Below are 23,074 nucleotides of genomic sequence, written 5' to 3'. Positions count from 1 at the left end.
TTCTTATTTATTATGTCCGTTAGTTTTAGCGCAAAGTTACCCGGAAGGCTACTAACAGCAACAATTGCGCCATCTCTGTTATAGTTTAGCGTCTTCTTCTTCCGTGAACATATCAATGATCTTTGTTTTCATTTTATCGAGGAAATTTTTCAAAGATGCATTTCTTTCTTTTGCCTTTCTATCCTGGATTTCCTGGGACGTTGGTGTATTTTCTTCTGTCCAAGTTTCCTGTTCGGCCATTGTTTGTGCAGCTTGTTCTTTTGCGAGATAGCTGGTATTAATTTTTACGTAATTCTCTTCCATGGCTTTACGATCATTTTCATAATCGTTATAACCTTTGAGAATTAAACCAACGCAAGTAGCATACATTGGTTTGGTCAGTTCGTCGATATGACCGCTGGCCAGATGTTCGTTAGGGAAACCGATACGTGCACTTACACCTGTAGTGTATTCTGTTAACTGAATTAAATGTTTCAGTTGAGAACCTCCACCAGTAAGGATTATACCACCATTCAGCATTTTGTTATCCATGCCGATTTGTTTCAGATGGTATACCACAAAATCCAGAATTTCACTCATGCGCGCCTGGATGATATGTGCCAGGTTTTTCACGGAAATTTCTTTCGGGCTCTGGCCACGCAGTCCCGGGATAGTGATATATGCATTGCTTTTCGCTTCGTCTGCCAGGGCGTAGCCGAATTGCACCTTCATCTGTTCTGCTTGTGTTTTCAGTACACCCAGGCCGTTTTTAATGTCGTTGGTGATATTCTCACCACCGTAAGGGATCACTGCAGTGTGTTTCAGGATACCTTCATAGAAAACAGCTAGATCGGTTGTACCACCACCGATATCTACGATGGCTACACCTGCTTCAAAGTCCATATCGCACATTACAGCAGCGGCGGAAGCCAGTGGTTGTAATACCAGGTCTCTTATTTTGAGTCCCGATTTTTCCACACTACGGTTAATGTTGCGGATAGCGTTTTTATCGCCAGTGATGATATGGAAGTTTGCACCCACCTTCACCCCCGACATACCAATGGGGTAGGTGATATTCTGCAGACTATCCACTATATATTGCTGCGGGATCACATCGATGATTTGATCACTTGCAGGGATGACGGTTTTGTACTGATCATTGATCAGTTGATCTATATCTTTCTGGGATATTTCCGCATCGGTATCGGCGCGGACGATATCGCCACGGGTTTGCAAACTCTTGATGTGATGTCCTGCTATGCCAACATATACTTCATTGATTTCCAGGTTGGGGTTGGATGCATAACAATTTTCCAGGGCTTGCCTGATTGCCTTTATAGTTTGGTCTATATTCAGCACCATACCGTGCTGAACGCCAAACGATGTGGCTTTACCGAATCCCAGGATTTCCAGTTTCCCGAATTCATTCTTCCGTCCTGCTATGGCAGCAATCTTCGTAGTACCTATGTCGAGGCCTACAATGATAGGAGCTTCCTGATTCATGGCGTGTTTTGTTTTTTTGATGTGTTAACAGATTTATTCCCTGGCTTATACACTGCTTTAGGTTGTGGCTTAGGCTTTTCTGCCCGGGCCTTTTCGTGCGCTTTCACTTTGTCTCTTTTCTCAGGCTCCTTATGCTTTGCTGCCTTTGCTTTGGCTTCCGGAGCGGGTTTGGAAGCTGGTTTTGCAGCTACCACCGTTTCCGTTTTTTTCGTATCATTTGAAGAGGAATCAGGGTCGTCGTATGCGGGTGCTTCGTCTGCGCCGTTTACTTTAACGCTATCGGTTGCAATAACGGGTTGCAAAGGTGGCACTCCGTCTTTCCTGGTACATACTACCTGATCTTCAAATGCTACGTTGATGCGTGAATAATTATTCCAGCCTACTTTATTCAGGCCTTCCTGATAAAAAGCCAGTAGTTTGGTGAATTTTTTATCGATGTCATTGCCATCGCCCAATGCGATTACCTGGTCGCCTAATTGCGGGATGAACTCGAATTTGCGATCCGGCGTAATCATTAGTTGGGCTACTTGCGCCATCCAAAATGGATGTGTAGCGATGTAGTTGCCCATTTGCACAATTTGTACGGTGAGCAAGCTATCTGGCTGTTGCAGTTTTTCCGCATCTGTTGGAAACCCTGTAAATACAGGTACTTTGGCGGCATACTTGGTAGAAACAGGAATACGTTCTCCTGATTCATCCAGGTAAAAACTGTTGCCAGAGAAGGTGAAAACCCTGGCCACTGGCTCTCTTTGGGTAATTTTGATATTCAGTTGTTGCTTATTATCAAAATACAGTTCTGCATTTTTTACCCAAGGATCGGCACTGATAATTTTTTCCAGTTGCGCTACATCAATACTGCCCACCCGTTTGCCAACAGGATTGATAGATTTATCTTTGTTGATCAATGATTTGATATCTTTTGCTTCGATGAAAAAGTTATCATCTTTCCCTTCGAGCTTTACATTGACCTTTTTACAAACCGTTTCTGTTCTGGCATTATTGGCGGCTACCATCAAAATGACAAAACCGGTCAGTACCGCCGCCCAAAGGGTGACGATTCCCAGTCTTTTCAATATGGTGGTAGTTTTAGACATACTATTATTGAACGATTTTTTTAATTGGTTCTCTTAACTGATCGATATCACCTGCTCCTGCTGTGATCAGCAATGGAGAAGGATTTGACTCCAGCCATTTCAACAATTCCTCTTTCTGCATGACACGTACCGGTGCGGTGATTTTGTTGGCAATCATTTCGCTGGTAACGCCTTCTATTGGCAGTTCGCGTGCCGGATAGATAGGTAGCAGTATCACTTCGTCGGCGATGGACAGCACTTCTGCAAAGCCATCTGCCAGATCGCGTGTGCGGCTGAACAGGTGCGGCTGGAAAATCACTGTTGTTTTTCTGCCTGGGAAGAGCGCCTTTGCACTGTTGATCAGTGCTCTCAGTTCCTCTGGATGGTGTGCATAATCATCGATGTATACCTGACGATCATTTTTCACCATATATTCAAACCTGCGTTTGATGCCTTTGAAAGAGGCCACCGCTGCGCGGATCTTATCAGCGCTGATACCCAGCAAATGTGCTACGGTGATGGCTGCCACTGCATTCTCCACATTGTGCATACCACCGATGTGCAGTTCCAGGTTGTCAATCATCCAATCTTGCTGCATCACATCAAATTCATATCCACCGTGCTTCATGCGAATGTTGGTAGCGTATGCATTTGCTGCATTGTTCTGTAAACTGTACAGCATTTTTTTCGTTGCATTCAGTTCTCTATCGCGATGAAGGCCGAACCGAGCAATCAGCGTGCCATTCGGTTTAATATTGTGTGTATACTGAATAAAAGCTTCTTCCATTGCTTCCGGAGTGCCATAAATGTCCAGATGGTCTGGGTCCATAGACGTCAGAACGGCAATGTCAGGACTTAATTTCAGGAAAGAGCGATCATATTCATCTGCTTCAATGACTGCCACTTGTTTATCGCTGCTCCAGAAATTCTTATTGTAATTCACACTAATGCCGCCGAGGAAAGCATTGCAGCCATAGCCGCTATCTGTGAGCAGATGGGCAATCATGGTGGAAACAGTTGTTTTACCATGTGTACCGGCTACTGTAATTGCAAACAGGGTGCGGGTGATTTCTTGTAATACATCACTGCGTTTCACGACTTCATATCCATGTTCCCGATACCATCCTAGTTCTGTATGATTAGCAGGAATGGCTGGCGTATATACGACGAGGTTAGCATCTTTGTCCAGGAGATTAATGTCGTCTGTGTAATGGATTTGCATACCTTCCTCTTCCAGTTGCTTGGTCAGCACTGTTGACGTACGATCGTATCCGCTCACTTTTACGCCTTTTTCATTGAAATAGCGTGCAATGGCACTCATACCGATACCGCCGATGCCAATGAAATAAACCCTATGTATGTTATTCAAATCCATATTCTCACTATAAAGACAGATATCTATGATAGCTGTTTAAAATTTTTCTGAAGAACTGTTATCAGATTTTTCTTCAGATTGCGTTTCTGTATGTGGAAGCAGACCTTTTTGTCCTGCTTTTTAATTTTTATTGGGCGATGGCCAGTACTTGTTTTGCAATGTCCATATCTGCGTTTGGATGGGCCAGTGTCCCGATGTTCTGTTCCATTTGTTCCATCAGCGCCTTGTTTTGCAGGAGACTGAAGAGTACACTTTCCAGTTCGGATTGCACTGCATCGTTCTTAATAATCAAACCAGCCTTCTTATTTACGAGATTCATCGCATTTGAGGTTTGATGATCTTCTGCAGCAAATGGATATGGTACGAAGATGACTGGTTTTTTAACCACGCAGAGTTCAGCGATGGCGAGTGCTCCAGCCCTTGATAGTACTACATCCGCAGCTTTGTAGGCGAAATCCATCACGTTGATGAATTCGTATACTTTCACATGTGAAGTATAAGGAGCCGCTGCTGCTTTAGCCGTTTCATAAAACGGTTTACCTGTTTGCCAGATCAACTGTATGTCTTTCTTCACCAATGTTTCCAGCAATGGTTGCAGCGCTTCATTGATGGATTTAGCACCCAGACTACCACCTACTGCGAATACCGTCTGCTTAGTGTCCGACAAACCAAAATGCTGCAACGCATCCTGTTTGGTAACGGCCGATTGCGTGATATTATTTCGTACAGGGTTACCCGTTAGTATGATTCGATCGGCAGGAAAGAATTTATCCATGCCGTCATATCCTACGCATATTTTTTTGGCTTTTTTCCCCAGGATCTTATTGGATTTGCCGGCAAATGAATTCTGTTCCTGTATTAGGGACGGGATATTCATTTTTTGGGCAGCCCTCAGGATCGGGAAGCTCGCATATCCACCAACACCCACTACTGCATTAGGTTGGAAGTTTTGGATGATGGACTTCGCGTCTCTCAAACTTTTCCAGATTTTAAAAGGCAGCAGTATATTTTTAAAGATATTGCTGCGATTGAATCCTGCAATTTCGAGTCCGACGATTTTGTAGCCGGCCTGTGGCACTTTCTCCATTTCCATCTTTCCCTTGGCGCCTACAAAAAGAATCTCCGTATCTGGCTGAATCTTCTTCAACGCATTGGCAATGGCAATGGCAGGGAAGATATGTCCTCCGGTACCGCCGCCTGCTATGATAATTTTGCGTTGCATTTGCTATTGTTCTTTAGTTTTTTCTGAATATTATTAAGCTATTGCTTGGTCTTCTCTTGCTGCCATTACTCTTTCGAGTCTTTCTTTTTCGGCTTGTTTACCCTCCATTTCTTCCACATTTCTAGCCACACTGAGAATAATACCGATGGCCAAACTGGTGAATATTACGGAGGAACCACCCATACTTACCATGGGGAGCGTAACCCCTGTAACTGGGAATAGGTGCACATTTACCGCCATATTGGTGAGTGCCTGTATGACCAGGGTGACACTAAGACCTACTGCGAGGAATGCACCGAAGGCGTAAGGACACTTGCGATATATACGAATACACCGTAGTAGTAGTAACATATACGCCGCCAGGATCAAGAAAGCGCCTACCATTCCATATTCTTCAATAATCGTTGCATAGATATAATCCGAATAGGCATGTGGCAAGAAGTTACGCTGGGTACTATTGCCAGGGCCTTTCCCCAGAAATCCGCCACCAGCAATCGCAATATTTGCCTGTTGTACCTGGTAGGGTGTTTCTGTGTGATCATCATACAGGAAGCTGTCGATACGTTTTTGCCATGTTTTGGTACGCATTTCCTTTCCTGTCAGTTTGGCTAGCATGAACATCAGCACTACCAGTACCATTCCAGCGGCTATCATAGCTGCTAGGAAGCGGATAGGTACTCTGCCAATGAAGCAGAGCAGCATACAACTAGCACCCAGCAATAGCGCCGTACTCATATTGGCAGGCATGATGAGCAAGCAGATAACGCCTACTGGTATGATGATGGGAAGGAAACCCTTCCGGAAATCTTCAATAATGTGTTGTTTTCGCGATAATTGCCTGCTTACATACATGAATATGGCCAGTTTTGCCACGTCCGATGTTTGGAATGTCAGGTTAATGATCGGGAGTCTGATCCATCTACTGGCGTCGTTGATATGTGAACCGAAAGCCAGTGTATACACTAGTAGCGGGATCGATATCAGGAAGCCCACTTGTGCCACGCGAGAATAAATGGTATAATTTACCCGGTGCGCAAAGTAGATGATCAGCAGCCCCATGACCAGTACGGAAAGTTGTTTAAGGAGATAATACTCTGTATGTCCACCTCTTTCCCTGTAGGCCAGTGAGCCGGTTGCACTATATACCGCCAGCAAGCTAACCAGCGATAGGAAAATCACTATCGTCCAGATAACTTTATCGCCTTTGGTTCTATAGAGCAGATTATTCATATTCGTTTATTCTTGACCGTTACAATACCTCTTTACCCAATTATTATAATTCCCTCACCGCATCTTTGAATTGTCGGCCTCTATCTTCATAATTTTTAAACAGATCGAAGCTCGCACAGGCAGGAGAGAGGAGTACTACATCTCCTTTATCTGCCAGTTTCAGCGCAGTGGTAACTGCTTCTTTCATACTGGTAGTGCTCACCATCACTGGTGTATCTTTAGACAGCGCTTCTTCGATAGGTTTATTATCCACGCCCAGACAAACAATCGCTTTCACCTTTTCCTGTACCAGCGGACGGATAGCACTGTAGTCGTTTCCCTTATCCACACCTCCCATTATCAGCACGACTTTTTTCTCAATGCTTTCCAGTGCAAACCATACGGAATTGACATTGGTGGCTTTGCTGTCGTTGATAAAATCCACACCTTTTACCGTGGCTACATATTCCATGCGATGTTCCAGGCTTTTGAAGCTGGTAAGACTTTCGCGGATTTTTTCCTTACGAATGCCCATGGTTTTGGCAGCGATGCCTGCGGCCATGGAATTGTAGAGATTATGTTTCCCTTTCAGTGCCAGGTCATAGATGGAAACTATCACTGGGTCCTCGTCTACCTTTATGTGCAACTGGTCGTTGTCGACAAAGCCGCCTGCTTTCAATCGTTTCATGATGGTAAAAGGTATTGATGTTGAATAAATGGGTTGCTGCGTAAGGTGCTGCGTGATCTCATTATCATCCATGCAATAGACAAATTTATCGTCATTGGTTTGGTTCATGGTGATTCTGAATTTGGATTTGACATAATTTACCATTTGGTAATTATATCTATCCAGGTGATCAGGCGTAATGTTCAGGAGGATGGCTACATCGGGTTTGAATTCCTTAATGTCATCCAACTGAAAGCTGCTAACTTCAATCACATAATACTCCGCTGGAGCGGTGGCCACCTGGCGGGCATAGCTGATACCGATATTTCCTACCATGGCCACATCATAACCTGCGGTTTTGAAGATGTGGTAGGTGAGGGCAGTGGTAGTGCTTTTGCCGTTGCTGCCGGTGATGGCAATAATCTTTTTACCTGTCGAAAAACGGTATGCCAGTTCAATTTCGGAAATGACAGGAACGCCTTTTTCGCGTACCTTTTTCATCAGATCTGATTTCTCAGGGATGCCTGGGCTTTTCACGATTTCATCCGCATTCAGGATAATATCCCAGGAGTGATGTTCTTCCTCAAATGGTATCTGGTTTACCGCCAGTTCCTGCTTATAAATGTCTAATATTCGACCTCCGTCTGACACAAAAACCTCATATCCCTGCTGTTTACCCAGCAAAGCTGCGCCGATTCCACTCTCTCCCGCTCCCAATATGATTAGTTGATGTGCCATTTCGTTTAATCTTCTACGTTAGTTTTAATGAATTGATTCTCTTTTTACTATCTCATTTTCAGTGTTGCAATGGCGGAAACCACACACATGATGGTTACGATCCAGAAGCGCACTGAAATTTTACTTTCATGATAACCCAGTTTCTGATAATGGTGGTGTAGTGGCGACATCTTCAGCAGTCGTCTACCTTCACCATATTTCTTCTTGGTATATTTAAAGTAGGACACCTGTATCATTACAGATAGTGACTCTACCAGGAATACGCCGCAGAAGATGGGGATCAGCAGTTCTTTACGAACGATAAATGCCAGGGAAGCGATGATACCACCGATGGCCAGCGAGCCCGTGTCTCCCATAAATACCTGTGCTGGAAAAGCATTATACCAAAGGAAACCAACGCAGGCGCCTACGAATGCCGCAATGAAAATGGACAATTCACCGAGGTTCGGGATGTACATCACATTGAGGTATTCTGCGAATTGTATATTACCGGAGACATAGGCAAAAATACCCAAGCCTATCCCTATAATCGCCGAAACGCCCGTTGCCAGGCCGTCTAGTCCATCCGTTAAATTCGCACCATTAGATACAGCCGTAATTACAAAGATTACAATCAGTATATAGATCGCCCAGGTATACTTTTCAGCGCCGGGAATCCAGGAGATGAGTTTAGCGTAATTGAACTCATGATTTTTTACAAATGGGATCGTGGTGATAGGCGTTTTCACATCCGCAAAGCGGTGACCATCGCGGGTTACTCTTTCCGGGTGATTTTTCGCTACGTGTTCATAAGGCGCCATTTTCTTTGCCCCCATGATTTCACGGGACACCACTACATCATTATTAAAATAGAGTGTACATCCCACGATCAATCCGAGTCCTACTTGACCCATGATTTTGAATCGTCCGGCGAGGCCTTCTTTATTCTTTTTAAATACTTTGATATAATCATCCAGGAAGCCGATTAATCCCAGCCAGATGGTGCTGAGCAACATCAGCCAGATGTATACATTGGCCACCTGTGCGAATAATAATGTTGGAATGACAATGGCAGACAGAATAATAAGACCACCCATAGTAGGTGTTCCTTTCTTGGTATTTTCACCGGTGAGTCCTAGTTCGCGGATAGTTTCCCCGATCTGACGACGTTGGAGCAATCTGATAATTCTTTTACCCAACAGCAGGGATATCACCAATGACAGCAATAGGGCCATGGTTACGCGGAAGGTGATAAACTGGAACATTCCACCACCCACGATGCTGAAGTTGAATTGAGTTTTCAGATAATTTAAAAAATAATATAACATATAGTTTTAGTAGTACCTGCCTGGCCTGCCATTGATGGCGAAGCAGGTGTTTAAGTCATTGAGTTATTAAGATTATTACATCAACTGCACGTACCGGTTTCACGGATTTATTTTTCCAGCATTGTCAGCATTTCATGTAGTACCAGTTTATCATCGAACGGATGTTTCACGCCGTGAATTTCCTGGTATTTTTCATGACCTTTTCCGGCAACGAGGATGATATCATCTTTACCGGCGAGGGAGATAGCCGTTTTAATGGCTTCTTTTCTGTCAACGATGGAGATACATTTTTTCTTCAGATGCACAGGAACACCTTTTTCCATTTCAGCGATGATAGCCGCCGGGTCTTCAGAGCGAGGGTTGTCCGAGGTGAGGATCACACGGTCGCTGTTTTCCACGGCTACATCCGCCATAATAGGGCGTTTTGCGGTATCTCTGTCGCCCCCGCATCCTACCACCGTAATCAGTTGTTCATTTCCTTTACGGAGGTTTTGAATGGTAGCCAGTACATTTTTCAATGCATCAGGCGTGTGGGCGTAATCCACAATAGCGATGATCTGGTCTTTATCTGAGATAAAGTAATCGAATCTGCCTTCCGCGCCCTGGATATTGCTGAGGGCTTGGAGTACAGTGGCTTTATCTTCACCTAGCAATCTGGCGGCGCCATATACGGCTAGCAGATTATAGGCATTGAACTCACCTATCAGACGGAAATGTACTTCTGTATCATCTATCATCATGATGAGTCCTGTCAGGTTATTTTCCAGGATTTTTCCTTTGAAATCCGCCAGGGTATGGAGACTGTAAGTCGCCTTACGGGCTTTGGTATTTTGCAGCATCACATTACCTCTTTTATCGTCGAGGTTGGTGAGTGCGAAAGCCGTTTGTGGCAGGTTATCAAAGAAGGATTTTTTCACGCGGATATACTCATCAAAAGTTTTGTGGTAATCCAGGTGATCGTGGGTGATATTGCTGAACAGTCCACCAGCAAAGCGGAGGCCTGCGATGCGTTGTTGATGGATAGCATGGGAGCTAACTTCCATAAACGCATAGAGACAACCATCTTCCACCATTTTAGCCAATAGGGCATTCAGACTAATAGGGTCTGGGGTGGTATGGGTAGACGGGATAACGGTATCGCCTATTTGATTTTGTACGGTAGACAGGAGTCCGCAATGATAGCCCATTGTAGAGAACAGTCGGAACAGGAGAGTAGCGATGGTTGTTTTACCATTGGTACCTGTTACGCCCACCAGTTTGAGTTGGTGGGAGGGGTTATCAAAGAAGTTTCCTGCCATGATGCCGCTGGCGGCAGCACTGTCTTTCACCTGAATATAGGTGACATTTTCATGCATTATCTCTGGCAGGGATTCGCAGATGATAGCGGCTGCACCGAGGGATACAGCTTTCTCGATATATTGGTGACCGTCCGCATGTACGCCTTTTACAGCGATGAATGCATCTTGTTTACCAATATTCCTGGAATCGATGGCCAGTGCATTCACGGAGATGCTGGCATCTCCATGGACGGCGATGATGCTTACATTGTATAATATGTCGCGCAGCGTCTTCATCTAGCTCAGTTCAATTACGATAGTTTGTTCGTTTCCAATTTTAGTTCCGCCGGGGAGTGATTGTGTTTTCACTTTACCAGCGCCTTTGATGACAACGCGGAGGCCTGCATTTTCCAGCAGGTACAGCGCATCTTTCAGTCCCATTCCGGTAACATCTGGCACAGCGCCTCTAGGTTGGCTGACCTGTTGGAAGGTTACCTTCTGGTTATCTACTTTGGCACTTACCCAGTTAGAAGCCGTAGCATTACTAGCGGGGAGGTGAAGGGTTTGAAGGATTTCGTTCCATTCAGCGCCTTTACCATTTTTCATGGCCAGTGTAGAATCAATTTTTAAAGTCGCCTGCATAGGCGCTTGTTTTTCCACTGCCAGGGCGAAGAGGCGATCTGCCACTTCTCTAAACACCGGACCCGCAACACTCGCGCCATAGAAGCGCAGTGCATGCGGTTTGTTTTTGATTACTACCACGCAGGTATACTGCGGATCATTGGCAGGGAAATATCCTGCAAATGAGGCTTGGTATATTTTATCGGCATACCCTCTGCTGCCATTGGCAACGAGGGCGGTACCTGTTTTCCCAGCGAAAGAGTAGTATTGGTTTTGCAATTTCTTAGCTGTACCGTTGGTGACAACGCCAGCCAGCATTTGCTGCACCTGCCTGAGTGTACTTTGAGAGCAGATGCTGTCCATTACTACCGTTGGTTCAAAATGTTTTACTACCTGGCCATATTCCATAATAGAGTTGACGAGGTAGGGTTTCATCATTTTACCGTTGTTGGCCACTGCGTTGTACAGCATGGCTGTTTGCAGTGGGCTGATCAATACTTCATAACCGAAGGCCATCCAAGGGAGGGAGGTATTGGACCAGGTGCGGGAGCTAGTGGATTTAATCACCGGGCGTCCTTCGCCTAAGAGGTCAATACCGGTAATTTGGTCGAGTTTGAGTTTCCTCAGATGTGCGACAAAATTATTCGGTTGTTTGCTGTAATACTGAACAGCGAGTTTGGCCATACCCACATTAGAGCTGAGCTCGAATGCATGTTTGATAGTTACGTTCTGTGGGCCCGGATGGGGTTCAGAATCATATACTGTTCTACGGCCAACTTTCCATTTACCGCCATCCATGTTTACCATTGTATTCATGGTAGCATATTTATCTTCCAGCACAGAGATCACGGTGGCCAGTTTAAAAGTGGAACCTGGTTCACCTACCTGCAGTGCGTAGTTCATATTTTCCCAATAGCTGCCATCTGGTTGACGTCCGATATTGGCGAGTGCTTTGATTTTCCCTGTTTTCACCTCCATGAGGATACAGGTACCGTGATCTGCTTCATTTTGCACCATCATATTCATGAGGGCTGTTTCCACGATATCTTGCATATTCACATCGATGGTAGTTACAATATCGCGGCCATTCTCTGGTTCGATATCGTATCCTTCCACGGGAACGTAGGTACCGCCGGCGATGCGACGCATCAGGCGTTTACCGGTAACACCGTGGAGGTAATCATCGTAGGTTCTTTCCAGACCAACGCTCTGAGAGTTCTCGCGGGCGAGGCCGATTGTTCTGTTGGCCAGTAATTTAAAGGGGTTGATGCGTTTACTTTTTGTTTCCGCGATCATGCCACCTTTATTTTTACCGAGTCGGAACATCGGAAGTGTTCTCAGGGTTTGGTATTGATTGAATGGTACGTCTCTTTTGAGGAGGAAGTACCGGTCTCTCGATTTATAACCTTCCTGCAGCATTTTTTTATATTCTGCCTGGGAGCGGTCGTTGAACAACTGTGACAGGCAGAGGCTGAGGGAGTCCAGATTTGTTCTGAACACCAGTCCTTTTTTATCCGTGAGGCCATCAGCGGCGAAGTCTATTCTGATATCGAAATAGGGAATAGAAGTGGAGAGCATTCTCCCTTCTTCAGAATAGATGGTACCTCTGTCGGCATCGAGGGCAACGTAGCGGGTATGGAGACTATCAGCCATACTGCGCCAGTAGGAGCCCTGGATATTCTGGATATAGAAGACTTTGGCGAGGATAGCGACGCCGAAGAGCGCCATGCCGATCAGGCACAGATACACACGCCACAATATGTCTTTTTTTACATCCACTGCTAAGTTATTAGGTTCTCCAATGGAGGAGAGCTATAAGGTATGATACCTGACACTGGCGGTTTTATTGAGATGCTTGCCATATAGTATTTACCAGCATCCCCGCCGGTATGGTAATACAGGCGGGCAGAATCAGGTATCAATGTGTTATTCATTTTTTATCTGTTTCGTTATTCAGCAGAATTTTTCGAGGAGGGGAGCTGAGTTGTTTAAGTCCCAGTTGCTCTACGGATTTGCTGACTTCGCTCATTTTGCTTCTGAACATGAGCTCACTCTTCACATTGATATATTCCCACTTGAGCTCTTTAATTTCTTTGCTAAGCTGATTGATACGGCGTATTTTCTTTTCAGCGAGGTGGCTGTTGGCGATATAGATTAGTGCCAGGGCAGCAAGAAACAGGATACGGGGCATGTTCTGTACCAACATGGAATAGTTGATACGGAGCCGCCACTCTTTTTTAGGTTCCAGCGTTTCAGGGTTACCTTCGACGGCTGGATTTTCCTGTTTTTTTTCGATTATTTCTTCCTCTAACACGCGCTATGCTTTTTTAAGAATTACGAAATGGATATTGCATTAGCCATCATCAGATAAGCAATCACAGTGAATAGGAATGATAGGATTGAAGCCAGGTTTTTTTTAGGACCGGGCTACAAGGTTTTTTCGGCTACGCGCAGTTTTGCGCTTCTAGATCTGCTATTGCTTTTCAGCTCTGCTTCGCTGGCGGTAACCGGTTTTTTCGTGATAAGTTTGAACAATTTAGGGGGTGTTTCCAAGCCAAACGGATCGTCCTGTGCTTCCTCGAAACTGCCAGATTTCATAAAGTTTTTCACCATTCTATCTTCCAGCGAGTGAAAGGTGATAATGGCGAGTCTGCCTCCTGGTTTCAACACTTCTGCTGATTGAGAGAGCAGGTCTTTTAGTGCGCCGAGTTCATCGTTAACGGCTATACGCAGTGCCTGGAATACTTGGGCCAGGTATTTCTGCGGATTCCCTTTTACGATTGGCTGAATAACAGCTTTGAAGGCTGCAATCGTGCGCATGGGGTGTGTTTTTCTGTTCTTCACGATGGTTTGTGCCAGTGTTTTGGCATTGGTTACTTCTCCATATTCTTGGAACAGGAGGTGTAGCCTTGCTTCGGACCATGTGGCCAGCAATTGTGCTGCGGTGAAGTCGGTTCTGGTATCCATCCTCATATCGAGATCAGCGTCGAATCGGATACTGAAACCTCTTTCTGCCGTATCGAACTGATGGGATGAAACGCCGAGATCGGCCAGAATGCCGTCTACTGGTTCCGCTTTATGTAATTTCAGAAATCGTTGCAGGTGTCTGAAATTCTGTTGTACAAAAGTGACGCGATCGTCTATAATCCTGTTTTTGTAGGCATCTTCATCCTGATCAAATACAATCAGTTTACCGTTTTCGCCCAGTTTTTCCAGTATGGCTCTTGAATGTCCTCCGCCTCCAAACGTAGCATCCACATATGTTCCAGAAGGATTGATATGTAAAAGCTCCGTTGTTTCCTGCAGCAGAACGGGTAAATGATATTGCTGTTCGCCCATATGCTACAGATTTAAATTGTGATGTTATTATCTCCTCCTCCCATTACCTGTTGTGCCAGATCACTGAAGGCTCCCGGTGAGAAATTTTCAAAGAACTCCTGGTATTTTGCACTGTCCCAGATCTCGATTTTATTGGTGGCCGCAGCCAGAATAATATCCTTGTCAAGATTTGCGTAAGAAAGCAGGTTTTTTGGAACCAGCAATCTTCCTGCACTATCCAGCTCCAGTATGGTAGCTCCGTTTAGAAAGTAGCGCCTGAATTCCCTTACCTTCGGGTCAAAGTCATTCAGCTTGCTAATGCGTTCGAAAATGGGCTGCCATTCATTCATCGGATACAGGGACAAACATTTCTCAAACCCTCGGTTAATTACAAACTGCCCCCCGGCACCTTCATGTAACTGCTTCTTGAATCCGGCAGGTAACAGAAAGCGCCCTTTTGCGTCCAGCGTTGCTTCGTATTCACCGAGAAATCCAGTCATACCATGGGGTAAAGTCCTTGAAATCCATTTTCTAACACAAAATAACACTTTTTCCCACTTTTTAACGAAAAAATACTTAGTAAATTTTTTCCACAGAAAAGAATGCCCTCTTAGATTGAGTTTCACCCCTGTTATGTGCGGTGTTGTGTGTATTACTTGTGGATATATGTGGATAATGTGTTAATAATATCTGAGAGGATGTTTACAAGGAGTGAATAGCCCTCCAGTCCTCAGCTTTCGCTCTTCTCCATCAGTGGGAATTTTTCACCCAAACCAAATTTATATGTGGATTTTAATTCTAATCTGTGGGCCGTCAATCCCCCAATTTTTATCATCAAAAAAAAATATTTGAATATTTCATTTCTTTTTCTATCCCATCTCCTCGAACTCCCATTTCGTCGATTTAATCGCCTCTTTTGCAAAATTTTAACAGCATTGAAAATCTCCCTACCTTACATTTACATTTAATTCTTAATTTTGCCACTCTTTTATGCGGAAATTTTTATTGTACTTTAGTCTCCTTACCATTAGTGTAATTGCTTTCTCTTCCTGTAACAATGAGTTACGCAGGATAGAAAAAAGTAATAACTTTGAAAAGAAGCTGGCATACGCCGATAAGATGTACCAGAAGAAAAAGTATAACACTGCACTCACTATCTATAGTGAACTCCTGCAGGTATACAAGGGTACCGATAAATTCGAAGGACTTTACTACAATATGGCTTACTGCTCCTACAATCTGAAGGACTATGTACAGGCAGGTTTTAACTTTAAAAACTATCTGGACCTCTTCCCGAACAGCCCAAGAGCAGTAGAAGTAGATTATATGCAGGCATATTGCTATTATAAGCAGTCGCCAAAGGTATCCCTGGATCAAACCAATACCGGTAAAGCGATCGCCGCCATGCAAACCTTCATCAATAACTACCCTTCCGCGCCTAAAGTGGCAGAAGCCAACCTCGTGATTGAACTCTGCCGCCGTAAACTGGAAAAGAAAGAATTCAATGCCGCTGAACTATATTATAACCTCGGTTATTTTAAAGCAGCCGGTATCGCCTTCAAAGGACTCATGCGCAACTATCCCGATTCCGATAAATCGGACAGCTATAAGATAATGGCTATCAGGGCTTATTATCAATACGCTAAAAACAGTGTGGTGGATAAACAAAAAGAACGCTACGAAACCGTGGTTACCGAATACCTGGATTTCGCCGATCACTATCCAAACAGCAAACTGAAGGGAGATGCCGAAAAATTTTATACCTTAGCACAATCAAACATTAAAACTCTGGAAAATGAGCAAAATAAAGCGAAGTCTAACCAGTAGTCTTAATCCATGGGTAGAAACCAGAAATACTACCGATATTAAGAACAGAACTGGAAATTTATATGAATCTATTGCCGTGATTGCAAAACGCGCCAATCAGATCAATATTTCCGTGAAAGAGGAGCTCCATTCCAAACTGGAAGAGTTTGCCAGCCATACAGATAATCTGGAGGAAGTTCACGAAAATAAAGAGCAGATCGAGATCAGCCGCTTCTACGAAAGAATGGCTAATCCTGCTATCCAGGCTACTCAGGAATTCCTGGATAACAAGATCTATTTCCGTAAAAATGATGATGACCTGTTCAGCTAATGTTGGACATGCTTTCATTTAAAAATACTATTTTCATAGCGGCAGATATTTCTCTGCCGCTTTTTTATTCTCTATGATGTCCATGGACAATACCAAAATGCTGCAAGGCAAGAAAATATTGCTGGGGGTAACCGGCAGTATCGCCGCCTATAAGGCTGCTACTATCGTGCGTCTCCTCGTAAAAGAAGGCGCTCACGTGAGAGTAGTGATGACCCCAGCCGCTGCTGATTTTATCACACCTCTCACGCTGGCCACCCTATCTAAAAATGAAGTCCCTCTTCACATTAGTGACCATAACAGTTGGAATAACCACGTGGAAATGGGCCGATGGGCAGATGTAATGCTGATTGCTCCTGCTTCTGCCAATACCATTTCTAAAATGGCCCAAGGCGCCTGCGATAATCTCCTGATGGCGGTATACCTCTCCGCTACCTGCCCCGTGATCTTCGCGCCAGCCATGGATGAGGATATGTGGCATCATCCCGCTACCCGCAGAAATGTGCAACACCTGATCTCATATGGTAATATCCAAATACCAGTGGATTCCGGCGAACTGGCGAGTGGACTGGTAGGCGAAGGTCGCATGGCGGAACCTGAAAGCATTGTGGCTTTCCTCCGTCGTCACTTCAGTACTGCGATAGGAACTAAGCCCCTGGCCGGAAAACTGGCCGTGGTGACCGCCGGCCCTACTATTGAACATATTGACCCTGTAAGATATATCAGCAATCACTCTAGTGGTAAAATGGGGATCGCTATCGCGGAAGCCCTCGCGGATGCAGGCGCCCAAGTGAAACTCGTACTCGGCCCCACTTCTCTCAGTACCCATCATGCAGGTATTGAAACAACGCGTATCCAAACAGCGGAGGAGATGTTCCATGCTGTGATTGCAGCTTATCCGCTGTCTGATATTGTGGTGGCAGCAGCTGCTGTGGCAGATTATCGCCCGGTACATACGGCAGATAGAAAAATTAAGAAAGGAGAAGAACAACTCAACATTGCGCTGGAGAAAACCCATGATATCCTTCGCACTTTAGGGAACAATAAAGGCCCTCAGCAAATGCTGGTAGGCTTTTCCCTGGAAACCAACAACGAAAAGGAATACGCGCTGAAAAAACTGCGAGAAAAACATCTGGATATGATCGTGATGAATTCCCTCGCAGATGCGGGCGCCGGTTTCAACTATGATACCAACAAAGTTACCCTGTTTGATCGCAAAGGCCGTGAACGCAGTCTCCCCCTGAAATCCAAACAGGAAGTAGCTAAGGATATTGTTTCTGCTATAATCGAACTGCAACATGCTTAAATGCTTATCAGTATTGGTGCTCCTGTGTTCATTGCTGTACACTGGCGCCAGCGCACAGGAACTGCGTGCCAACGTAACAGTGGTAGCCAACCAGCTCCAGGGTGTGGACAAAAAGATTTTTACTACCCTACAGAATTCCCTGAAGGAATTTATCAACAATCGCCGATGGGCAGATGATTCCTATACACCGTCGGAAAGGATTGAATGTAACGTGATGCTGAACCTGACAGGAATGCCCAGCTCAGATGTTTATCGCGGCACACTAACCATTCAGGCTACACGACCTGTTTATAACAGCAGCTATGTTACCAGCATATTCAATCTCCAAGATAATAATGTGTTGTTCCGCTACACGGAATTCCAACCCTTGGAGTTCAATGATAACCGTGTAGGCGGTAGCGATCCACTGGCGGCCAACCTGACAGCCATCGTGGCCTATTACGTGTATGTGGTGCTGGGTATGGATGCTGATTCCTTCTCTCCCCGTGGTGGCGATGGTTTCTTCAAAAAAGCCCAGAATATCGTGATTAATGCCCCAGATGGGAAAGATGTGTCAGGATGGAAAGCTTTTGAAAGTCAACGTAACCGCTACTGGCTGACGGATAATCTGCTGAATGTGAAGTTTAATAACTTCCATGATGTGATGTATCAATACCATCGGATGGGACTTGATCAAATGTATGAAGATGTGAACGCGGGCCGTAGCGCTATCATGAATTGTATTAACCTGTTATATGCTATTTACCAGGATGTTCCGAACTCAATGCTGATGCAGACTTTCTATTCTGCGAAAGGCGATGAACTGCTGAAGATTTTCTCCAAGGCGATGCCACAAGAAAAATCGCGCGCAGCGGAAATGCTGGCCAAAATGGATATTCCCAATGCGGGTAGATACCAGCAGATGCGTTAGTCCCGTATTATTTTATCAGCAAATGTTGATAGCTTTACGCTTTGGCAAAAAGCTACAATTGACAAGCTAACATGAACTATTTCAAGAAACTCAGTGCAGCGGCCTGTATGATATTTTTATTCGCCTGCGGCGATGCAGAACGAACTCCAAAGGGTATTATGCCGCCAGATAAAATGAGTGCTGTGCTGAGAGATCTGACCATTGCGGAAGCATATGGTAATAATGTGTCCAGCGATCAGCCAATCCTATTTGATTCGCTGCGCCAGGAAAAAATTAAGGTGTATTCTAAACAAGTACTGGATTTGAATCATGTCACAGTGAAAGAATTCACCACCAGCTATGCCTGGTATGAAGCGCATCCAGACAGACTTCGGGAAGTATTGAACACCGTACAGGCCGATATTATGGCCCGTAAGAATAAAGCGCCGGATATGGGCGAGATGTCTGCTCCTGCGGCATATCGACTACGTACCATTTTCCCATATGCTGAAAGGGCTATCCTGCTGAAGGCCAATAGCGATACCATCAGACCATTTATCAAACGCCAGAAGATATAAGCTGCTATAAATAAAAACACCAAAACATGAACAAAGTATTCGCAAATGCAGATGAGGCCATCCAGGATATCACGGATGGTACTACATTAATGCTGGGAGGGTTTGGTTTATGTGGTATTCCTGAAAACAGTATTGCTGCGTTGGTAAGAAAAGGCGTTAAAAATTTGACCTGTATCTCCAACAATGCCGGTGTGGACGATTTCGGGCTGGGATTGCTGCTGAAGACAAGACAAATCCGCAAAATGATGTCTTCTTACGTAGGAGAAAACGCAGAGTTTGAAAGACAATTACTGGCAGGAGAGTTGGAGGTCGACCTAATCCCCCAAGGCACACTCGCTACCCGTATCCAGATGGCTGGCATGGGTATTCCTGCATTCTTTACCCCTGCTGGCTACGGAACTGAAGTAGCAGAAGGAAAAGAAATACGCGTATTCGACGGTAAACATTATCTGATGGAAATGGCGCTGCATGCAGATTTTGCCATTGTAAAAGCCTGGAAAGGCGATACCATGGGTAATCTGGTATTCCGCAAAACTACCCGCAATTACAGCGTGCCAATGGCGAAAGCCGGCAACGTCACCATTGTAGAGGTAGAACACTTGGTTCAACCAGGTGAGCTGGACCCAGACCAGATCCATGTTCCCGGAATTTATGTACACCGCATTTTCCAGGGTAGTAATTATGAAAAACGGATTGAACGCAAAACGGTAAAAATCTAAACTATGGCCCTCGATAAATATGGCATCGCCAAAAGAATCGCACAGGAATTGCAAGACGGTATGTATGTAAACCTTGGCATAGGTATACCAACACTGGTATCCAACTATGTTCCCGCAGGTATCAGTATTATGCTCCAGTCTGAAAATGGAATGTTGGGCATGGGACCGTATCCTACGGAAGAAGAAATAGATGCGGATCTGATCAATGCAGGAAAAGAAACAGTAACCATCATCCCTGGCGGTAGCTTCTTTGATTCAGCAGAAAGTTTCGGTATGATCAGGGCTGGAAAAGTAGATCTGACGGTATTAGGCGCGATGGAAGTTTCTGATACGGGAGACATCGCCAATTGGAAAATCCCAGGTAAAATGGTGAAAGGAATGGGTGGGGCTATGGACTTGGTGGCCGCTGCACGCAATATTATTGTTGCGATGATGCATACCAATCCTAAAGGCGAGAGCAAACTCCTGCCTGCATGTACTTTACCTCTCACCGGTGTAAACTGCGTTCGCAAAGTAGTTACTGAACTGGCAGTACTGGAAATCACACCAAGCGGATTCCTGCTGCTGGAAAGGGCTCCAGGCGTTTCTGTAGAAGAAATCAAAGCTAAAACTGCTGGCCGACTCACTATCAATGGTGATGTTCCAGAAATGAAAATATAACAGTATCGGCTATACGCCGAAATGCAAATATCTAATTGTAAAGCCTTCTGTTACCGCGGAAGGCTTTACTTTTCTAGTGAAATTAATTCGTTACATATGCTTGAATAATTGAATATTTATTAGATCTTGTGCCCCAAATTTATCCTAAACCTATACCCAACCTATGAAAAGAATTTCTACACTTCTTTTCCTGGTATGCAGTGCTGTTGCTGTTAAATCCCAGGATCTCCCCGGTTTCCATTCTAGTAATTATGCAGGCATTTACAGCGTATATGGCAACCCTGCCAATATCGCAAACAGCCGCTATAACTGGGATGTGAATATCATTGGTGTCAACGCGTCTGTTGGCAATAACCAGGTGAAATACAAACTGAGTAACATCGGTACTGCCTTCGGCAGCGATACGCTCAAAAGCCAGCTCTTTGGCCAGAATAGCGGCACTGTCAAAGCCTTGGTGAATGCACAAGTATATGTGCCTTCTTTCATGTTTAAAGTGAAAAAATTCACCTTCGCTTTTACCAGCAGAGTAAGAGTAATGGCGAATGTTTCCAACCTCGATGGTAAGCTTGCAGATAAGGTTTCCCGCGATTTTACGAACAATGACCCTGATCTACCTTACACCATTGCTTCTAACGACAAAATGCGGGTAAGTGTGAATGGTTGGGCAGAATACAATGTATCTGTAGCGAGAGAAATTATTCAGGTCGGACCACATTACCTGAAAGGTGGCGTGACCCTGAAATACCTGAGTGGCGTAGGTAATGGCAGTCTGCAAATCGATAACCTGAAAGGCACTATCATCGCGGATCAAGCGAAACAAGATGCAGCGTTGACAAATGCAACGGGTACTATCGGCACCAACTTTGCGGGTATCAACTTCTCCGGAGATAATAATGATAATATCCAATTTATAGGCCGTGGCGTTGGCTTTGAGCTGGGTGCGGTATATGAATATCGTCCGGGTGGAGGCAACGATTACAAATTCCGTTTAGGTCTGTCCCTCACGGATATCGGTAGTATCAAATATGATCGTGATATTACTAGAAGCGGTACTTTCGCGATCAATATTCCTGCCGGCCAAAACTTCTACCTCAGCAATCTCGACGGTGTGGGTATCGATAACTACAAATCAACATTGAATAAATACCCGCAATATTTTACGGCTGACAGACAAAATGATAAATCTACTTACAATGTAAGTCTGCCAGGCAGAATGCAGTTGGATGGTGATTATCACATCAAGGATAAATTCTTTGTGAATGGTAACGTACAGTTTTCGTTGACTAGCCTTAAAAGCAAAGCCTTTAACAGTCAGTATTTCGGCGGATTCTCTGTAACGCCGCGTTATGATGGTCGTATCTTCGGATTCTTCTTGCCATTAAGTTACAATACACTGACGAAGTTTAATGCAGGCGCAAGTTTGCGCATAGGCCCACTCTTCTTGGGTAGTGGTAGTTTACTCACCGCAATGGGTGGTGCGCACCAGGCAGACTTCTTTGTGGGCGTGCGTTTCGGACGACTCTCGCACAAATAATTTTCAACCTTGATGCAGCTTTTTTGTTACAATGGAAGACATTGGATATTAACAAAAAAGCTGCATCCTGGCTTATTTAAATCGGAAAAAATAGGGTAACTTACAACTTGCTAAAAGTGTTAGAAGTGCAAGTTGGATACCTTAGTTATAACGGCAAATTTATTCCAGCCGGAGAGCCTGTTTTTACAGCTGATAACCGATCTTTCCGTTATGGAGATGGATGCTTTGAAACGCTGAAAGTCTACCAGGGAAATGTGCTATTGGCCGATCTGCACTATGAAAGATTAATGGCCACTCTTCACCTACTTCATTTTGACATTCCCGCTGCTTTAACAAGGTCTTATTTCGTCAAGTCAATCACAGATTTATGTGAGAAAAATAAACTAACAGATTTGGCGAGAGTAAGACTGGCTGTATTCCGCTCTGATGGCGGTTTATACGATCCTATCAATAATTTACCCAATTTCGTTATACAGGCATGGCCGCTCAGTAGATCTGTTTTAGAACTGAATGAGAGTGGCTTGATAACGGATATTTACCCGGATGTCAAAAAGGGTTGTGATAAACTTTCTTCCATAAAATCGAATAACTGTCTGCCTTATGTAATGGCTGCTATGTATGCCCGTCAGCATCAGTTGAATGAGGCGATTCTTCAAAATCCATATGGCCGCATTGCAGACAGTACCATTGCGAATGTATTTATTGTTCGAAATAAGGAAGTTTTTACGCCACCGTTGTCTGAAGGCCCTGTCTGTGGCGTGATTCGCAAGTATTTATTGCAGGCTGAACTGCCATTCAAAGTGAAAGAGAGACCCCTGGAAATAGAGGATCTGGAAAATGCGGATGAAATATTTCTCACCAATGCCATTTATGGTATCCGATGGGTAGGTACCTTCCGCGATAATAGTTATGGGAATGCAACAGCCGCGGTGCTCCATGAATTGCTGCATGAAAACATCCTCTGA

General features: G+C 44.6%; 21 protein-coding genes. 9 read left to right on the top strand and 12 right to left on the bottom strand.

Annotated elements, in window-relative coordinates:
• Positions 1 to 78 precede the first annotated feature (78 nt).
• The 12 genes from ftsA to mraZ all read right to left on the bottom strand — a co-directional run bounded on the left by ftsA (position 79) and on the right by mraZ (position 14,789).
• A complete protein-coding gene (gene ftsA, locus JO154_RS24345; RefSeq protein ID WP_291951056.1) occupies positions 79 to 1,482 on the bottom strand; it encodes a cell division protein FtsA in 1,404 nt (467 codons plus the stop codon).
• Positions 1,479 to 2,576, bottom strand: a complete 1,098-nt coding sequence (locus JO154_RS24340) for a hypothetical protein (RefSeq protein WP_291951054.1) — start codon at positions 2,574 to 2,576, stop codon at positions 1,479 to 1,481. Before JO154_RS24340 ends, ftsA begins: the two co-directional genes overlap by 4 nt.
• 4 nt (positions 2,577 to 2,580) lie before the next feature.
• Positions 2,581 to 3,930: a UDP-N-acetylmuramate--L-alanine ligase gene (murC, locus tag JO154_RS24335; protein WP_291951052.1), complete on the bottom strand. Its 1,350-nt coding sequence runs from the start codon at positions 3,928 to 3,930 to the stop codon at positions 2,581 to 2,583.
• 127 nt (positions 3,931 to 4,057) lie between these two features.
• The gene (gene murG / locus JO154_RS24330) at positions 4,058 to 5,152 is read right to left on the bottom strand and encodes an undecaprenyldiphospho-muramoylpentapeptide beta-N-acetylglucosaminyltransferase (protein ID WP_291951050.1); all 1,095 of its coding nucleotides are present in this window, start codon (positions 5,150 to 5,152) and stop codon (positions 4,058 to 4,060) included.
• Positions 5,153 to 5,185: 33 nt separating this feature from the next.
• Positions 5,186 to 6,382 (bottom strand): FtsW/RodA/SpoVE family cell cycle protein, encoded by a 1,197-nt coding sequence (locus tag JO154_RS24325; RefSeq protein WP_291951047.1) that lies wholly within the window; start codon positions 6,380 to 6,382, stop codon positions 5,186 to 5,188.
• 43 nt (positions 6,383 to 6,425) lie between these two features.
• The gene (gene murD, locus JO154_RS24320; protein ID WP_291951042.1) at positions 6,426 to 7,766 is read right to left on the bottom strand and encodes a UDP-N-acetylmuramoyl-L-alanine--D-glutamate ligase; all 1,341 of its coding nucleotides are present in this window, start codon (positions 7,764 to 7,766) and stop codon (positions 6,426 to 6,428) included.
• A gap of 47 nt (positions 7,767 to 7,813) precedes the next feature.
• Positions 7,814 to 9,073 carry a phospho-N-acetylmuramoyl-pentapeptide-transferase gene (gene mraY, locus JO154_RS24315; RefSeq protein WP_291951039.1) on the bottom strand — a complete coding sequence of 420 codons (1,260 nt, stop codon included), beginning with the start codon at positions 9,071 to 9,073 and terminating at the stop codon, positions 7,814 to 7,816.
• Positions 9,074 to 9,180: 107 nt separating this feature from the next.
• A complete protein-coding gene (locus tag JO154_RS24310; RefSeq protein WP_291951035.1) occupies positions 9,181 to 10,647 on the bottom strand; it encodes a UDP-N-acetylmuramoyl-L-alanyl-D-glutamate--2,6-diaminopimelate ligase in 1,467 nt (488 codons plus the stop codon).
• Positions 10,648 to 12,750, bottom strand: a complete 2,103-nt coding sequence (locus JO154_RS24305) for a penicillin-binding protein (RefSeq protein ID WP_291951032.1) — start codon at positions 12,748 to 12,750, stop codon at positions 10,648 to 10,650.
• A gap of 151 nt (positions 12,751 to 12,901) precedes the next feature.
• Positions 12,902 to 13,285, bottom strand: coding sequence for an FtsL-like putative cell division protein (locus JO154_RS24300; RefSeq protein ID WP_291951029.1), 384 nt, complete (start codon positions 13,283 to 13,285; stop codon positions 12,902 to 12,904).
• A gap of 113 nt (positions 13,286 to 13,398) precedes the next feature.
• Positions 13,399 to 14,310 (bottom strand): 16S rRNA (cytosine(1402)-N(4))-methyltransferase RsmH, encoded by a 912-nt coding sequence (gene rsmH / locus JO154_RS24295; protein ID WP_291951026.1) that lies wholly within the window; start codon positions 14,308 to 14,310, stop codon positions 13,399 to 13,401.
• An 11-nt stretch (positions 14,311 to 14,321) separates the two neighbouring features.
• On the bottom strand, positions 14,322 to 14,789 hold the full coding sequence (mraZ, locus tag JO154_RS24290; protein ID WP_291951021.1) for a division/cell wall cluster transcriptional repressor MraZ: 468 nt from the start codon (positions 14,787 to 14,789) through the stop codon (positions 14,322 to 14,324).
• A 490-nt stretch (positions 14,790 to 15,279) separates the two neighbouring features.
• Between mraZ and bamD the strand changes: the two genes are divergently transcribed.
• From bamD to JO154_RS24245, 9 genes are all read left to right on the top strand, one after another.
• Positions 15,280 to 16,116: an outer membrane protein assembly factor BamD gene (bamD, locus tag JO154_RS24285; RefSeq protein WP_291951019.1), complete on the top strand. Its 837-nt coding sequence runs from the start codon at positions 15,280 to 15,282 to the stop codon at positions 16,114 to 16,116.
• Positions 16,085 to 16,426 (top strand): DNA-directed RNA polymerase subunit omega, encoded by a 342-nt coding sequence (locus JO154_RS24280; protein WP_291951016.1) that lies wholly within the window; start codon positions 16,085 to 16,087, stop codon positions 16,424 to 16,426. The genes bamD and JO154_RS24280 overlap by 32 nt, the downstream gene beginning before the upstream one ends.
• An 82-nt stretch (positions 16,427 to 16,508) precedes the next feature.
• Positions 16,509 to 17,729 carry a bifunctional phosphopantothenoylcysteine decarboxylase/phosphopantothenate--cysteine ligase CoaBC gene (coaBC, locus tag JO154_RS24275; RefSeq protein ID WP_291951013.1) on the top strand — a complete coding sequence of 407 codons (1,221 nt, stop codon included), beginning with the start codon at positions 16,509 to 16,511 and terminating at the stop codon, positions 17,727 to 17,729.
• Positions 17,722 to 18,639: a DUF4835 family protein gene (locus JO154_RS24270; protein ID WP_291951010.1), complete on the top strand. Its 918-nt coding sequence runs from the start codon at positions 17,722 to 17,724 to the stop codon at positions 18,637 to 18,639. Before coaBC ends, JO154_RS24270 begins: the two co-directional genes overlap by 8 nt.
• Before the next feature lie 71 nt (positions 18,640 to 18,710).
• Positions 18,711 to 19,196, top strand: a complete 486-nt coding sequence (locus tag JO154_RS24265) for a DUF4296 domain-containing protein (protein WP_291951006.1) — start codon at positions 18,711 to 18,713, stop codon at positions 19,194 to 19,196.
• 26 nt (positions 19,197 to 19,222) lie between these two features.
• Positions 19,223 to 19,915 carry a CoA transferase subunit A gene (locus tag JO154_RS24260; protein WP_291951003.1) on the top strand — a complete coding sequence of 231 codons (693 nt, stop codon included), beginning with the start codon at positions 19,223 to 19,225 and terminating at the stop codon, positions 19,913 to 19,915.
• A 3-nt stretch (positions 19,916 to 19,918) separates the two neighbouring features.
• On the top strand, positions 19,919 to 20,575 hold the full coding sequence (locus tag JO154_RS24255) for a 3-oxoacid CoA-transferase subunit B (RefSeq protein ID WP_291951000.1): 657 nt from the start codon (positions 19,919 to 19,921) through the stop codon (positions 20,573 to 20,575).
• A gap of 163 nt (positions 20,576 to 20,738) precedes the next feature.
• On the top strand, positions 20,739 to 22,109 hold the full coding sequence (locus tag JO154_RS24250; protein ID WP_291950998.1) for a DUF5723 family protein: 1,371 nt from the start codon (positions 20,739 to 20,741) through the stop codon (positions 22,107 to 22,109).
• A 125-nt stretch (positions 22,110 to 22,234) separates the two neighbouring features.
• A complete protein-coding gene (locus JO154_RS24245) occupies positions 22,235 to 23,074 on the top strand; it encodes an aminotransferase class IV (RefSeq protein ID WP_291950996.1) in 840 nt (279 codons plus the stop codon).

Origin of the sequence: Chitinophaga sp., assembly GCF_019236475.1 — a bacterium.
GTDB lineage: Bacteria > Bacteroidota > Bacteroidia > Chitinophagales > Chitinophagaceae > Chitinophaga.
Note: the sequence above shows the minus strand (reverse complement) of the source record. Positions and strands in the feature narration are given on the sequence as shown.